General features: G+C 64.8%; 11 protein-coding genes. 10 read left to right on the forward strand and 1 reads right to left on the reverse strand.

Going from position 1 to position 14,401, the window contains the following annotated elements:
- Nucleotides 1-940, reverse strand: a 940-nt coding sequence (locus K8I61_00890; protein ID MBZ0270563.1) for a caspase family protein, incomplete at its 3' end; no start/stop codon positions are given.
- A 293-nt stretch (nucleotides 941-1,233) separates the two neighbouring features.
- Between K8I61_00890 and K8I61_00895 the strand changes: the two genes are divergently transcribed.
- The 10 genes from K8I61_00895 to K8I61_00940 all read left to right on the forward strand — a co-directional run bounded on the left by K8I61_00895 (nucleotide 1,234) and on the right by K8I61_00940 (nucleotide 14,219).
- The gene (locus K8I61_00895) at nucleotides 1,234-2,499 is read left to right on the forward strand and encodes a putative sulfate/molybdate transporter (GenBank protein MBZ0270564.1); all 1,266 of its coding nucleotides are present in this window, start codon (nucleotides 1,234-1,236) and stop codon (nucleotides 2,497-2,499) included.
- A gap of 199 nt (nucleotides 2,500-2,698) precedes the next feature.
- On the forward strand, nucleotides 2,699-5,980 hold the full coding sequence (carB, locus tag K8I61_00900; protein ID MBZ0270565.1) for a carbamoyl-phosphate synthase large subunit: 3,282 nt from the start codon (nucleotides 2,699-2,701) through the stop codon (nucleotides 5,978-5,980).
- Between the two features lie 3 nt (nucleotides 5,981-5,983).
- Nucleotides 5,984-7,768: an NAD+ synthase gene (locus tag K8I61_00905; protein MBZ0270566.1), complete on the forward strand. Its 1,785-nt coding sequence runs from the start codon at nucleotides 5,984-5,986 to the stop codon at nucleotides 7,766-7,768.
- Complete coding sequence (locus K8I61_00910) at nucleotides 7,761-8,225, forward strand: hypothetical protein (protein ID MBZ0270567.1); 465 nt, start codon at nucleotides 7,761-7,763, stop codon at nucleotides 8,223-8,225. The genes K8I61_00905 and K8I61_00910 overlap by 8 nt, the downstream gene beginning before the upstream one ends.
- A gap of 8 nt (nucleotides 8,226-8,233) precedes the next feature.
- Nucleotides 8,234-9,277, forward strand: coding sequence for a hypothetical protein (locus K8I61_00915; GenBank protein MBZ0270568.1), 1,044 nt, complete (start codon nucleotides 8,234-8,236; stop codon nucleotides 9,275-9,277).
- 65 nt (nucleotides 9,278-9,342) lie between these two features.
- Nucleotides 9,343-10,005 carry an SRPBCC family protein gene (locus K8I61_00920; GenBank protein ID MBZ0270569.1) on the forward strand — a complete coding sequence of 221 codons (663 nt, stop codon included), beginning with the start codon at nucleotides 9,343-9,345 and terminating at the stop codon, nucleotides 10,003-10,005.
- 31 nt (nucleotides 10,006-10,036) lie between these two features.
- A complete protein-coding gene (locus K8I61_00925; GenBank protein MBZ0270570.1) occupies nucleotides 10,037-10,801 on the forward strand; it encodes a response regulator in 765 nt (254 codons plus the stop codon).
- A 245-nt stretch (nucleotides 10,802-11,046) separates the two neighbouring features.
- A complete protein-coding gene (locus tag K8I61_00930; GenBank protein MBZ0270571.1) occupies nucleotides 11,047-11,550 on the forward strand; it encodes a transposase in 504 nt (167 codons plus the stop codon).
- A 273-nt stretch (nucleotides 11,551-11,823) separates the two neighbouring features.
- A complete protein-coding gene (gene moeB / locus K8I61_00935; protein MBZ0270572.1) occupies nucleotides 11,824-13,296 on the forward strand; it encodes a molybdopterin-synthase adenylyltransferase MoeB in 1,473 nt (490 codons plus the stop codon).
- The gene (locus K8I61_00940; protein MBZ0270573.1) at nucleotides 13,296-14,219 is read left to right on the forward strand and encodes a cysteine synthase family protein; all 924 of its coding nucleotides are present in this window, start codon (nucleotides 13,296-13,298) and stop codon (nucleotides 14,217-14,219) included. The genes moeB and K8I61_00940 overlap by 1 nt, the downstream gene beginning before the upstream one ends.
- The last annotated feature ends 182 nt before the right edge of the window (nucleotides 14,220-14,401 follow it).

Raw genomic sequence — 14,401 nt, forward strand, 5'->3', positions numbered from 1 at the left:
CCGCGGCGGTCCGTGCCTGCTCCGGCGGCAGCGTGACGCGCCCACCGAGTGCAGCCGGCGTTCCGGGTGCGTCGCGCGCGGGCGTCGGCAAGGCCGGCGTGGCGGAGGCCACCATCACGGGCGGCTCGCCCGCGTATTTGAAGACCAACTGCCCGCCGCCTTCGAACGACCCGGCGATCACGCGGCGGCTCTGTTGTCGCCCGGTGACCGCCTCGACGTACGTCGCCACCTCGCCGAACGTCACGAAGCCGTCGCGGTTCGCATCGGCGTATCCGTTGAACGCCGCGGCGACCGCGTTGGAGAACAGATCCGCGCCGCCGAACGCGGAGAACGCGCCGCCGGCGATGAGCACGTTTGAGGCCGGTTGCCCGACATACGACAGCGGCGAGACGGCATCGCGCGAGACCGGCTTCACGGCCGCGTCCTCGAACTGCGCGTCGAAGATGAATGTCGCCTGTTTTACGGCGGTGCGCGTGGCGAGCTCCTTTTGAAGCTCGCGCACGCCGACGAGGGTGCGCAGATCGGGCTCGCCGCCCAGGCGGTTGCCGTCCGCGGGGACGATGAATCCGGTGGCGCCGTCGAGTCCGACGCCGGTCACCGTGTGGCCGTGGCCCGCGAAGTAGAAGACGAAGCGATCCTGCGGCCCGAGCCCACGCACGAGCGGGCTCGTCAGAAATCCGACGATCGCGTCCCGGGTGGCCTGGCGGTCGTACAGCGTCAGCACCTGAAAGCCGTTGGCGCGCAGCGTATTTTCGATGTTTTGGGCGCTCTCGCGCGCGCTCGGCAGCGTACGGAAGCCGCCGCCGTAGGGTGTGACGCCAATGACTAGCGCGACCGAGCGCGGATACCACGCGGGAGCGGTCCGCGCCGGAGCGGCGAGTCCAAGAATGAATACCAGCGCCATCGCCGCGGCGATCGCGGCGGGCATTTTTGCGTTCATGGTCGACACCTGAACGGATCGCGGCGGCGCCATACGCGCGTTCCCTCGCCCGCCGATCCAGAAGGACCGTACATTCGTACAGTCGCCCGCGAAAATCAACCGCATGATCCTCCCCCTCGGACTTCCGTCAATAAGGGGTATCGGCGAAACCAATGCCGTTCGGGAGCATTTTTGGCGATGGGCGCTTCCGGTTGTCCGCGGCGAGACGGGCGGTGAAAAAAAGCGGGGAGCAGTAAAAAATTCGTGGAAGCCCACGCGCCGACTACACCTTTTGGCGGCGCCCGTGTACTTACATGCGCGTGTCCATCGCCGCACGAGATTCCACCCGGCTGGTCGAGCCCAAGCCCATCGCCGGGCCGCAGCCCCCTGGAAGCGCCGCTAGGCGCATCCGCTTCGATCGCAATGAGTTTAGCGGCGCTTTCGGCGACATCGGGACGGACCTTCCGCTGCTTCTTGCCATGATCCCCGCCGCGGGGCTTGATCCGGCGAGCGTGTTCGTGTTGTTCGGGCTCGCGCAGGTCCTGACCGGCATCGTGTACGGACTGCCCATGCCCATGCAGCCGCTCAAGGCGATGGCGGTGATCGTCATCTCCGAGCGCCTTACCGGCGGCGTGCTGTTCGGCGGCGGCCTGGCCATCGGCGTCATCATGCTCGTTCTTGCGGCGACGGGCCTGCTCCGACGGCTCGTCGAGGTGATCCCCCACTGCGTCGTGCGCGGCGTCCAACTGGGGCTCGCGCTTTCTCTCGGGCAACTCGCGCTCAGGCAGTACGTCCCGTCCTCGGGCGCCACGGGTTACGTCCTGGCCGGCGTTTCCTTCGTCGTGCTTGCGCTGTTCCTTGGAAATCGACGCTTCCCGGCGGCGCTGCCGGTCATCGGCCTTGGCGTTGCCGTGGCGCTCGTTTCCGGCATCGACACGGACGCGATCGTCGCGGGCCTTGGCATCCATCTGCCGTCACCCCGCGTGCCCGCGTGGACGGATGTGATGACCGGCCTTTTGGTGCTGGCGCTCCCGCAGCTTCCGCTCTCGCTTTCGAACTCGGTCATCGCCACGCATCGGACGATCCACGATCTGTTTCCGGGGCGCGCGGTTAGCGTGCGGAAAATCGGGCTCACCTACGGCCTCGTGAACGTCGTGCTTCCATTCCTTGGCGGCGTCCCCGTTTGCCACGGTTGCGGCGGCCTCGCCGGCCACCATGCGTTCGGCGCGCGCACCGGGGGCTCCGTGGTGATCTACGGCGGGCTTTTCCTTTTCATCGGGCTTCTTTTCGGCGGCGCCGCGTCCGAGGTGGTGCGCCTGTTTCCGTTGCCGGTGCTCGGCGTCGTCCTGCTATTCGAGGCGGTGGCCCTGGGATCGCTCGTGCGCGACATCGCCGGCTCGCGGCGCGAGATCACGATCGCGCTCCTCGTAGCCCTTTCCGCGTTGTCGTTGCCGCAGGGTTATGTTGTTGGACTGGTTGTCGGCGCGGCGCTCTATTACGCCCGGGTGGGCGAGAAGGAAACATTCGGAGAGCCCGCGGGAAAGGAACCCCCCGTGGCCGGCGACCCGGATCGCCCCTGACCGCCAGGTCGAGATGAACATCGTCGACAAAGGTTGAGAACAAGGGGGCATGGCCGCACGCCGCGATGGACCGCAAGGGCCGCCGGGAAAACCGGTGGCCATGGGCGGACGCCTTGTCCCGATTGTGCGTTCGCGGCTAGGATAACGGCCCGCGACGGTTTCCGTCCCCCCACGTCGAACCCGAAAATCGAAGGAACGCATGCCGCGGCGCACTGACCTCAAGCGCATCCTCCTCGTCGGCTCCGGCCCAATCATCATCGGCCAGGCCTGTGAGTTCGACTACTCCGGAACGCAGGCCTGCAAGGCGCTCAAGGAGGAGGGATACGAAATCATCCTCCTGAACTCGAACCCGGCGACCATCATGACCGACAACGGCATGGCGCACCGGACGTACATCGAGCCGATCACCCTGGACGTGCTCGAAAAGATCTTCATCCGCGAGCGGCCGGACGCGATGCTGCCGACGATGGGCGGGCAGACGGCGCTGAACCTCGCCTCCGGCGCGTACGAGGCGGGGCTGCTTGAAAAATACGGCGTCGAGCTGATCGGCGCGAAGTACGAGGCGATCCAGAAGGCGGAGGATCGCGAAGTCTTCAAGCACGTCATCCGCGGGCTCGACCTGGACGTGCCGCGATCGGGCTACGCGACGACGCTCGACGATGCGTGGACGCACGCGCGGGAGATCGGGTTTCCCGTCATCATCCGGCCGAGCTTCACCCTGGGCGGCACCGGCGGGAACATTGCATACAACGTCAAGGAGTTCGAGGCGCTCGCCAAGTGGGGGCTCGATCTTTCGCCCAAGCGCACGATCCTCATCGAGGAGTCGGTGATCGGTTGGAAGGAGTTCGAGCACGAGGTGATGCGCGACCACGCGGACAACGTCGTCATCATCTGCACGATCGAGAACTTCGACCCGATGGGCGTGCACACCGGCGACTCCATCACCGTGGCGCCCGCGCAGACCTTGACCGACAAGGAATATCAGATCATGCGCGACGCATCCTTGCGCATCATCCGCGCGATCGGCGTGGACACCGGAGGCTGCAATATCCAGTACGCCGTGAATCCGGCGAACGGGCACATCGTTGTGATCGAGATGAATCCGCGCGTCTCGCGGTCCTCCGCGCTCGCGAGCAAGGCGACGGGCTTTCCGATCGCGAAGATCGCCGCGAAGCTCGCGGTGGGGTACACGCTCGACGAGATCGAAAACGACATCACGAAAAAGACGAAGGCGTGCTTCGAGCCGACGATCGACTACACGGTCGTGAAGATACCGCGGTTCGATTTCGAGAAATTCCCCGAAACGAACCGCACGCTGACGACGCAGATGAAATCCGTCGGCGAGGTGATGAGCATCGGGCGCACGTTTCCCGAGGCGCTGCAAAAGGCGATCGGGTCTCTCGAAAACAATCGCTATTCGCTGCATCAGGTGACGAAGTTCATCGAGGACGGGCAGATCGTGGACCGCGAAAGTCTCTCCGACCGCCTGCGCGTGCCGCGCTGGAACCGTATCTACTTCGTCGCGGAGGCGATGCGCGCCGGCATGACTGTGGAGGAGATCGCGGACCTGACGAAAATCGATCCGTGGTTTCTCGCGCACATCGAGGCGATCATCCAGGAGGAACGCACCGTTTCGGCGCTCGCGCGCGAGCGGGCGCATCTGCCCGCGGCCGAGCGCCTGACGGCCAACGAGTGGCGCCGCGCCAAGCGCGCCGGCATCTCCGACCGATGGATCGAGCGCGAGCTTGGCGTGGACCGGGGCCTGGCACGCGAGTTGCGCAAGAGTCTCGGCGTCCCCGCCGTCTTCAAGATGGTGGACACCTGCGGCGCGGAGTTCGAGGCGTTCACGCCGTATTATTATTCGACCTACGAATCCGAATGCGAGGCCGACGCGCCGCGCGACCGGAAGAAGGTGATGATCCTCGGCGGCGGGCCGAACCGCATCGGCCAGGGCATCGAGTTCGATTACTGCTGCGTCCACGCGTCGATGGCCGCGCGCGACATGGGCTGGCTGTCGATCATGGTCAACTGCAATCCGGAAACGGTGAGCACGGACTACGACATCTCCGACCGCCTGTATTTCGAGCCCGTCACGTTCGAGCACGTGATGAACATCGTGGACGTTGAAAAGCCCGATGGCGTGATCCTGCAATTCGGCGGGCAAACGCCGCTTCGCCTGGCGAACGCGCTGCTGGAGGCGGGGGTGCCCATCCTCGGAACGCAGCCGGAGGACATCGACCGCACGGAAGACCGCAAGCGGTTCGCGCAGCTTCTCAACAAGCTCGGGCTCAAGCAGCCGCCGAACGACACGGCCGTTTCCGTCGAGGAGGCGATCGCGATCGCCGAGCGCATCGGGTATCCCGTCGTGGTGCGCCCGTCTTATGTCCTCGGCGGACGCGCGATGGAGATCGTGCACGATACGGAGCGCCTGACGAACTACATGGCGTACGCGTTCGAGGTTTCGCCCAAGCGGCCGATCCTCGTCGACAAGTTCCTCATCGACGCGATCGAGCTTGACGTCGACGCGCTGTGCGACGGCGAGCGCGTGGTGATCGGCGCGATCATGGAGCAGATCGAGCAGGCCGGCGTGCATTCGGGCGACTCGTCGTGCAGCATCCCGCCGATCACGCTTACCGCGGACATGAAAGAGGAAATCCGTCGGCAGACAGAGGCGCTCGCGCTGGAGATCGGCGTGGTGGGGCTCATCAACGTGCAGTTCGCGGTGCGCAACGGCGAGGTGTTCATCCTGGAGGTGAATCCGCGCGCCAGCCGCACGGTGCCGTTCGCGTCCAAGGCGACGGGCCGGCCGCTCGCGAAAATCGCGACGCAGGTGATGCTCGGCAAGACGCTCGCGGACCTGGGCGTGACGGCGGAGATCGAACCGAGTTACTACTCCGTCAAGGAGGCCGTGTTCCCCTTCATCAAGTTCCCGGGCGTGGACACCGTGCTTGGGCCCGAGATGAAAAGCACGGGCGAGGTGATGGGCATCGGCCGGAAGTTCGGCATCGCGTTCGGCAAGGCGCAGATCGCCGCCGGCAATTCCCTGCCCTATTCCGGGCGCGTGTTTTTTTCCGTGCGCGATTCGGACAAGCCGCAGGTTCCCGAAGTAACACGCCGCCTCCAGGAGCTCGGATTCACCGTCGTTTGCACCGGGGGCACCGCGGCGGTGGCCGAGGCCGCCGGGTTGTCCGTCGAGCGCGTGCACAAGGTTCACGAGGGCCGGCCGCACATCGTGGACGCGATCCTGAACCGCCAGATCGACCTCGTCATCAACACGACCTCCGATCCGCAGGCGATTCGCGACAGCCTGTCGATCCGCCGCAGCGCACTCGAATCGGGCATCCCGTATTTCACCACGATGCCCGAGGCGCACGCGGGCCTTCGCGCGCTCGCCGTGGGCGAGCCCGCCGAGTGGCCGGTGCGTTCGATTCAGGAGTACAACGCGGACCATCACGCCGAAACCGGAGCCCGAAGCGGGTAGGCGATGATTCGAATCGGCCTGGCCCAGTTCAACGCGCACGTGGGCGACATTCCCGGAAACGCGGGCCGCATCGCCGCGATCGTCAGGGACGCCGAAAAACGCCGTGTGGACGTGCTGTTGTTTCCCGAGCTGGCCGTGTCCGGCTATCCCCCCGAAGACCTGCTGCTGAAACCGCATTTCGTGCGCGCGTGCGAGGCGGCCGTTATCGATATCGCGCGCGCGTGCCGCCGTCTCGTTGCGATCGTCGGCGCGCCGATCCTGCGCGCGGACGTTCACAACGCGGCGTTCGTCCTGGCGGGCGGCGAGGTGGCGGGCGTGTATCGCAAAATCCATCTGCCGAATTACGGCGTGTTCGACGAGCGGCGCTACTTCGCGCCCGGGGACGAGGGACTCGTGCTCGCGGCCGGCGAGGCGCGCCTTGGCCTGACGGTGTGCGAGGATATCTGGATCGGCGACGGCCCCCACGTGGACGAAGCCCGCGCCGGCGCGCAGGCGATCCTGAACATCTCCGCCTCGCCCTTCCACGCGAAAAAAACTCAGAGCCGCGAGCAGATGCTCGCGCAGCGCGCGGCGGATCACGGCGCCTTCCTCGCATTCTGCAACCTCGTCGGCGGGCAGGACGAGCTGGTGTTCGACGGCGCTTCGTGCGTCATCGATCCGGACGGCCGCGTCATCGCGCGCGCACCGTGCTTCGCGGAGGCGTTGCTCATCGTGGATATCGATCCGCGCGAGTCGCCGCGCGGCCGACTGCGGGATCCGCGCCTGCGCGGCGGGCGGCGCGATTTGCAGCACGTCGAACGCCCTGTGGTAACGCGCGAGATCGCCTTTCCGGCGCCGCGTAAACGCGCGTCGGCGAAGCCGGCCGTCGCGCCGATCCCGGACGAAATCGACGTGACGCAGGCCGCGCTCGAGACGGGTCTTTCGGACTACGTGCGCAAGAACGGCTTCGCGAACGTGGTCATCGGGCTGTCCGGCGGCGTCGATTCGGCGTACGTGGCGGCGCTGGCGTGCCGCGCGCTTTCGCCCGAAAAGGTGCTCGGCGTCTTCATGCCCTCGCCGTATTCCTCCGGCGAAAGCCGCGCCGATGCGCGCCGCCTCGCGAAAAATCTGGGGATGCGCCTTGTGGAGATTCCGATTCACGAAGCGATGGAATCGTACGACGCGATGCTCGCCGGCATCTTCAAGCGAGCGCGCAAGGATCAGACCGAGGAGAACATCCAGGCGCGCATCCGCGGCATGTTGCTGATGGCGGTGTCGAACAAGCTCGGGCATCTGGTTCTCGCCACCGGCAACAAGAGCGAGATGAGCTGCGGCTACGCGACGCTCTACGGCGATATGTGCGGAGGATTCGCGCCGATCAAGGACGTGTCAAAAACGACGATCTACGCCTTGTGCGAACGCCTGAACGCGCGCGCGGGGCGCGACATGATCCCCGCGAACATCATCGAGAAAGCGCCGACGGCGGAGCTTCGCCCCGGCCAGCGCGACACCGACACGCTGCCGGAATACGCGGTGCTCGACCGCATCCTTTCGGCCTACGTCGAGGAAGAAAAATCGTACGGCGAAATCGTGGAGGCGGGCTTTGACGCGGACGTCGTCGCCAAGGTCATCCGCATGGTGAACGCCAGCGAATACAAAAGGCGGCAGGCCGCGCCGGGCATCAAGGTCACGCCGCTGGCGTTCGGAAAGGATCGCCGCCTGCCGATCACGAACGGCTACGCCGCCCTGGAGGTCGGCGCAAGGCCCGCGACGAAACCGAAGCGGCCCAAGAAGGCGGCCGATGCCTGACGCGCCGGACTTTTTCCTCGCGGGCGTCATGCAGGGATCGACGCTGGATGCCGCGCTCGTCTCGCAGGACTACCGCGAACGCGTGAAGGCGATCGTTGCGAATAAAACGCCCGGCCGCCGCGTGTATTGCCCGCTTTCCGGGCACGCCGGCAGTGTCGACTACGACAATGCGCGCGCGGCAACGGTGTTCCGCCAACACATCGAACTGGCGTGCCGTTCGGAGTTTCTCATCGCGTATCTGCCGGTCGCCAGCATGGGCACGGCGATCGAGGTCTGGGAATGCCGCCGCGCGGGCGTGCCGGTCATCGCCATCAGCCCGATGGCGCACAACTGGGTCGTGCGCCTGTTTTCGAACGTCGTCCTTGCCGACCTGGACGCTTTTGAGGCGTGGTTGTGCGAGGACGCGTTGCAGGATATGAAAAAGGGCACTCCCCGCAACGTGAGGGCCCATTCATGAATGCGAGCGTGTCCGCGGCGCCCCTGGCCGCGCAAGAGGAATCGAGCGTGATCGATCGCTTCGCGGTCGTGATGAACGTCAAGGCGCGCCGCGTGAAGGAGGCGACCATCCGCCTTGTCTCCTCGCATGTGCCGCCGGACGATCTATTCATCACCCGCACGATCGAGCAGTCCGACGATTGCCTGCGAGAGATCGTGCGCCGGCGCTATCCGCTCGTGTTCTGCGGCGGCGGCGACGGCACCGCGATGCGCATCATCGAACAACTGAGCAAACACGTTCGCGCGCTCGGCGACGCCACCGCGCGCCTGCCGCGCATCGGCATTCTCAAGCTCGGCACCGGCAACGCCTGGGCGGGGCTGGTCAAATCGCCGCCGGGCGCCCAGCCGATCGAGCGCGTCAAGCGCGGCGCGGCGCTCAAGTTCACTCCGTATTACATGGCCGAGTCCAACGGACGCCTGTCGCACATGGGCGGCGTTGGCATCGACGCGCTCGTCCTGAACGACTACTTCGTCATCAAGTCGCGTTTTCCGTCGGGCATCATGTGGCGGCTCGTCAACAGCGTTTTCGGATACCTCATCGCGATGTTCGGCCGCACGATCCCGGGGTTGCGCAAGACGGGCGGATCCGTGAACGTGCGCGTTTACAACGAGTCGGACGAGCCGGTTTATGGAATCGCGCACGACCAGGAGCCCTGGGAGCTGCCATTCAAGAAGGGCGATCTCATTCACGAGGGCCCGCTCAAGTGGATCGGCTGGGGCACCACGGAAAATTTCGGCTACAACATGCGCGTCTTCCCCTTCGCGACCGCCAAGCCCGGCTACATGAATCTGCGCCTGCTCGACACGCCGGTCGGGCGCCTTGTCCGAAACATTCCGCGCGTCTGGCGCGGCAGCTTCCGGGACGCGCGCCTGCAAGACCTTCTCGTGACAAAATTTCGCCTGGAAAGCGACGTCGATCTTCCCTTGCAACTTGGCGGCGACCCCGAAGGGTTCGTGCGTTCGATATCCCTTTCGGTGGTGGAGCCGCCGGTCGAGGTGCTTGATTTTCGGTGATCGATCAATACGGTCAGCCGTCTGCGGTCAGCTGTCAGCGGTCAACATTCGTGGAGAGGATTACGATGAAAACACGCCTGCCCCTGGTTTCGATTCTCGTTTCGGCCGTCGTTTTGACCGCCGTTTCGTTCGCCGTCGCGGCGCCGGAGTTTGTGCCAGTCCCTGACATCACCAAATACCTGACGCCGGAAAACCTGAAGGACCTGCAAAGCGGCGAGGTCGTCAAGGAAAACATGTTGGAGCAAAAGGAAGGCAAGGACTCCGGGCGCGGCATCGCGATCGTGCTCGTCAAGGCGCCGAAAGCGCAGGTGTTGAAAGCGCTTGACGACTTCGAGACCTTCCCCGAGTGGATGCCGAACACGAAAAAAACCAAAGTCGTGCGTCGCGACGGCGACCGCGTGGATGTTCTTTTCGAGCTGTCGATCGTCGGCAACAAGGTGAGCTATACGGTCATTCACGAAGTGAAACCGGAGGAAGGCTACATCCGCTGGCGCCTGGACGACGCGAAGCCGAAAAAGAACGTGGAAGACTCCGTCGGCGCCTGGGTGCTTCGCGAAAACGGCGACAATCAGACCATCGTCGCTTACACCGTGGCCGTCGATACCGGCATGTCCGTGCCCAAATTCATCCAGAACTGGTTGACGAAAAAAAGCCTGACGAGCGTCGTCAAGGCCGTGCGCGATCGCGTCGAGTCGATGCCGCCCCCGGCCGCGGATGCCGGGGAATGAGCCGGTTAAACAGGGTTTTCCGGAGACTTCGATGAAACGACCGCTCGTATTGCTCGTCGACGACGACATGGAATACCGCCGCACCCTCGAGGAGGTGCTGGAAGAAGAAGGCTATCTCGTCAAGGGCGTCGGCGACGGCAACGAGGGGCTGGCCGCCGTTGAACGCCTGGGCGACCGCGTCGGCGTCATCGTCGCCGACATCGAGATGCCCGGCATGCACGGCCTGACGTTCGTCGAAAAGCTCACGGCCATGAATAACGACGTGCCGATCCTGATGGCCTCGACGCGCGGCGGCCTCAAGGACGATTTCGCGCTGCGTTCCAATCCCCGCGTCAAGGATTTTCTGGTCAAGCCGTTCGATCTCGAGGCGTTGCTGAAAACCTTGCCGACCGTGATGGACATCGACCGCCCGCTGCCGGACCTGAAACTCGTGCTCGTTGCCGAGGAGGTTGCGGCCGATCTGCGAAACATCGAACAGTTCCTCGAACGCCAGGGCTACATCGTGAAGGCCGCGCACGACCGCTACGAGGCGCTCGAAACGGCCAGGCGCATCGGCTCGGAGATCGATCTTTACGTGCTCGCGTTCGAGATGCTGGCCGGCAACCACGCCACGCGTATCGAATTCCTGCGTTCGTTCATTCAGGAGGTCCGCGCCGAAAAGCCAATCGCGCTCATGTTTGCGCGCGACGAGTTCGCCGCATTCGCCGAGGAAAACCTGAAAACGCAGGTGAAAGAGCACCTCATGAAGCCGTTTACGAACGAGGCGCTGCTGGAGTTGGCGCGCAAGTACGCGTGATAGGGGTTCGACGAACGCCCATGCACTTGCGATCGGCACGCCTACGATCCGCACGCCTACGAACCGCGACCGTCAGGGAGCGGGTCTCGCGCTTACGATCCGCACGCCTACGATCCGCACGCCTACGAACCGCGACCGTCAGGGAGCGGGTCTCGCGCTTGCGGACCGCGGGGACTTGCGCTTTTTTCTTATCACTCATTCGTGCACGATGCGCTCGTCTAAAATAGGAGACGCACGTGCCGACGATCGCCTATTTCATAACATTTCGCTGTTACGGCACTTTACTCCACGGTGAAGAAGGAGGTCGCGCCGTCGACCGCCATCAGCGGAGTCGGGGGTATCCCACGCTGCCGGCCAATACATCGTTCGAGACGTTTTCGCGATCGTCGATGGTCGATGCTCCTTATCGTCTGAACCGGGAGCGCGCGGAAATCGTCCTGCGAGCCGTATTGGAAGTCTGTGCGCACCGCCATTGGTTTCTGACGGCCGTTCATGTTCGCGAAACCCACGTGCACGTCGTTGTCTCGGCGGAGCAATCGCCGGAACGCGTGATGAATACGTTTAAGGCCTATGCCAGTCGCCATCTGAATGCGACCAACCTCGACGAACCGGCGCGAAAACGGTGGGCGCGGCACGGCAGTACACGCTGGCTAAACGGGCGCGACCAGTTTTTGCTGGCCGTGCACTACGTTGTGCATGAACAGGGTGAGCCGATGGCTGTCTACCTGGCCGAGGATTGGCAGATTTGAGACCCGCTCCCTAACGGTCGCGGTTCGTTGTCGCGGTTCGTTGTCGCGGAGCAGACCCGCACCCTGACGGTCGCGGTAACAACCGCGTGAGCGGTTCCAACCGCGTGAGCAGTTCCAACCGCGTGAGCGGTTCCAACGGGAAGAGCGGTTCCAGCCGGCAAACCCGGCCGGGTTCCGCTTCGTGATCCACATTCCCTTCAATTCGCCCATTCCGACAGGTAGTATAGAAGGTTCGCGAGGCCGCCTTTCGGCCTTGCCGGAGGTGCGTTTGACATGAGCATCACTGTTCGCCTTCCCACGCCGCTTCGGCCGATGGCCGAGGGTAAGGACGCGGTCGCCGTCGAAGGCAAGACACTGGCCGAGATCCTCGACGATCTCGAAACGCGGCACGCGGGGCTGAAAGCGCGCATCTGCGATGGGGACGGCAAGTTGCGCCGGTTCGTGAACGTGTACGTCAACGACGAAGACGTGCGCGGCGCGTCGGGGCTCGATACCCCCGTGAAGGACGGAGACGTCGTTTCCGTCATCCCGGCGATCGCCGGCGGCGCGAAACGCGAAAATGAGTCCGCGCCGGTCGTCACCTTTCGCGACCTGCTATCGAGCGTCAAATCCGGTCAGACGGAGATCTCGCCCGACGAGGTGCGCCTGATGCTCGAGCGCGGCGACGACTTCGTGCTGCTCGACGTGCGCGAGCTCGATGAGGTCAGGGCCGGGCATCTGCCCCGCGCGAGGCACATTCCGCGGGGCCTGCTCGAATTGCAGATCGAGGCGCAGGTGCCCGATCGCGATACGCCGATCGTCACCTATTGCGCTGGCGGCGCGCGCTCGGCGCTCGCGGCCGAATCGCTTTCGCGCATGGGCTACCGCAACCTGCGCGTCCTGACGGGCGGATGGACCGGCTGGTCCGGCCGCGGCTTCGCGGCGGAAAAGCCGGTGTTTCTCTCCGACGGCGACCGCGCCCGATACGCGCGGCACCTGACGATCCCGGAGGTCGGCGAGGCCGGGCAGGTGAAGCTGCTTTCCAGCAAGGTGCTGATGGTCGGTGCGGGGGGCCTCGGCTGCCCGGCGGCGATCTACCTGGCCGCGGCCGGCGTCGGCACGATGGGGCTTGTCGATTTCGATGTCGTGGACGAGTCGAACCTGCAGCGGCAGATCCTGCACACCACCGATCGTATCGGCACACCGAAGATCGCGTCCGCGCAAAAGACGCTGCTCGATTTCAACCCGAAGCTGAAGCTTGTGCCGTTCGAGGAGCGGCTGACGAGCGAAAACGTGGAGCGCCTGTTCGAGGATTTCGACATCATCGTGGACGGCACGGACAACTTTCCCACGCGCTATCTCATCAACGACGCGTGCGTGAAGCTCGGAAAACCGAACGTGCACGGCAGCGTGTACCGCTTCGAGGGTCAGGTCACCGTCTTTCACCCCGCCGCGGGCGGACCGTGTTATCGCTGCCTCTATCCCGCGCCGCCGCCACCGGAGCTTGCGCCTTCTTGCGCCGACGCGGGCGTGCTCGGCGTGTTGCCGGGCGTGATCGGCCTTCTCGAAGCGGTCGAGGCCGTGAAGCTGATCCTCGGCATCGGCGATCCGCTGATCGGCCGCCTGCTCGCGTACGACGGCCTGGAATCGAAATTCCGCGAGTTCCGCCTGCGCAAGGACCCCGACTGCGAGTATTGCGCCGAAGGCAAGCCCTTCCCCGGCTACGTCGATTACGAGCACTTCTGCTCCAGCGCCGCCACCGCCTGATGGACGCGAAATATCGCGCGATCATCGAGCGCCACCCGGCGCTGGCGCTCATCGGCAACACGCCGCTTCTGCGCGTCGACCTGCTCGCGGACGAATTGCCCAACGTCGAGATCTTCGCCAAACCCGAGTGGATGAACCCGGGCGGGTCGATCAAGGACCGCCCGGTCCTTCGCATGTTGCTCGACGCGGTGATCGACGGGCGCCTCACAAAAGAGAAAACCATCCTCGATTCGTCGAGCGGCAACGCGGGCATCGCGTACGCGATGATCGGCTCGGTGCTGGGCTACAAGGTCAAGCTCGTCGTGCCGGAAAATGCGAGCGCCGAGCGCAAGAAACGCATCCTCGCGCACGGGGCCGAATTGCAGTTCACCGACGCGGTGCTCGGCTACGACGAGGCGCTTCGCGAGGTGCGCCGGCAGTACGAGGCCGCGCCGGACACGTTCTTCTTCTCCGATCAGTACGGCAACGACAGCAACTGGCAGGCGCACTATTCCACGACCGCGGAGGAGATCCTCGAACAGACCGGCGGCAAGTTGACGCACGTCATCGCCGGCGTCGGCACGGGCGGCACCATCACCGGGCTTGGCCGGCGGCTGAAGGAGCACGACAAAAACATTCGCGTCGTGTGCGTCATTCCGGATGCGTTCCCCGGCATCGAGGGGCTGAAACCGCTGGAGAGCCCCGAGGACATCCGCCCGGACATCCTCGATGAGTCGGTCATCGACGAGAAGATCAAGGTCACGATCGATGACGCGTACGACTATTGCGGCAAGCTTGCGCGTAACGGCGTGTTCGCCGGCCAATCCTCCGGCGCTTTCCTGAAAGGCGTCCACGAGATCGCCAAACGCGAAAAACGCGGGCGCTTCGTCACGGTCTTTTCTGATATCGGCGAGCGCTACTTCAGCACGCGGCTGTGGGATTGAGGCCTGGCGTATTCGCCGCCGGGCGGGCCACGACGCCATCGGCTGTTCGTAGCGAAAGTAGAAGTCCTGTTCATAAGCGATCGTAGATGTCCGGTGTGTTGACGACCGGCGGAGCCGGTCGTTGGGTTTGGTTCCGACGCCCCAAAGGCGTCGGACTCCTTTGATGGACTTGGCGGCCCGAA

It is taken from the genome of bacterium (assembly GCA_019912885.1).
GTDB lineage: Bacteria > Lernaellota > Lernaellaia > JACKCT01 > JACKCT01 > JAIOHV01.

What these genes read in the sequence shown, in the direction of transcription:
- K8I61_00895 (MBZ0270564.1), top strand. Translation starts at nt 1,234, where the DNA reads ATGCGCGTGTCCATCGCCGCACGAGATTCCACCCGGCTGGTCGAGCCC.
- carB (MBZ0270565.1), top strand. Translation starts at nt 2,699, where the DNA reads ATGCCGCGGCGCACTGACCTCAAGCGCATCCTCCTCGTCGGCTCCGGC.
- K8I61_00905 (MBZ0270566.1), top strand. Translation starts at nt 5,984, where the DNA reads ATGATTCGAATCGGCCTGGCCCAGTTCAACGCGCACGTGGGCGACATT.
- K8I61_00910 (MBZ0270567.1), top strand. Translation starts at nt 7,761, where the DNA reads ATGCCTGACGCGCCGGACTTTTTCCTCGCGGGCGTCATGCAGGGATCG.
- K8I61_00920 (MBZ0270569.1), top strand. Translation starts at nt 9,343, where the DNA reads ATGAAAACACGCCTGCCCCTGGTTTCGATTCTCGTTTCGGCCGTCGTT.
- K8I61_00925 (MBZ0270570.1), top strand. Translation starts at nt 10,037, where the DNA reads ATGAAACGACCGCTCGTATTGCTCGTCGACGACGACATGGAATACCGC.
- moeB (MBZ0270572.1), top strand. Translation starts at nt 11,824, where the DNA reads ATGAGCATCACTGTTCGCCTTCCCACGCCGCTTCGGCCGATGGCCGAG.
- K8I61_00940 (MBZ0270573.1), top strand. Translation starts at nt 13,296, where the DNA reads ATGGACGCGAAATATCGCGCGATCATCGAGCGCCACCCGGCGCTGGCG.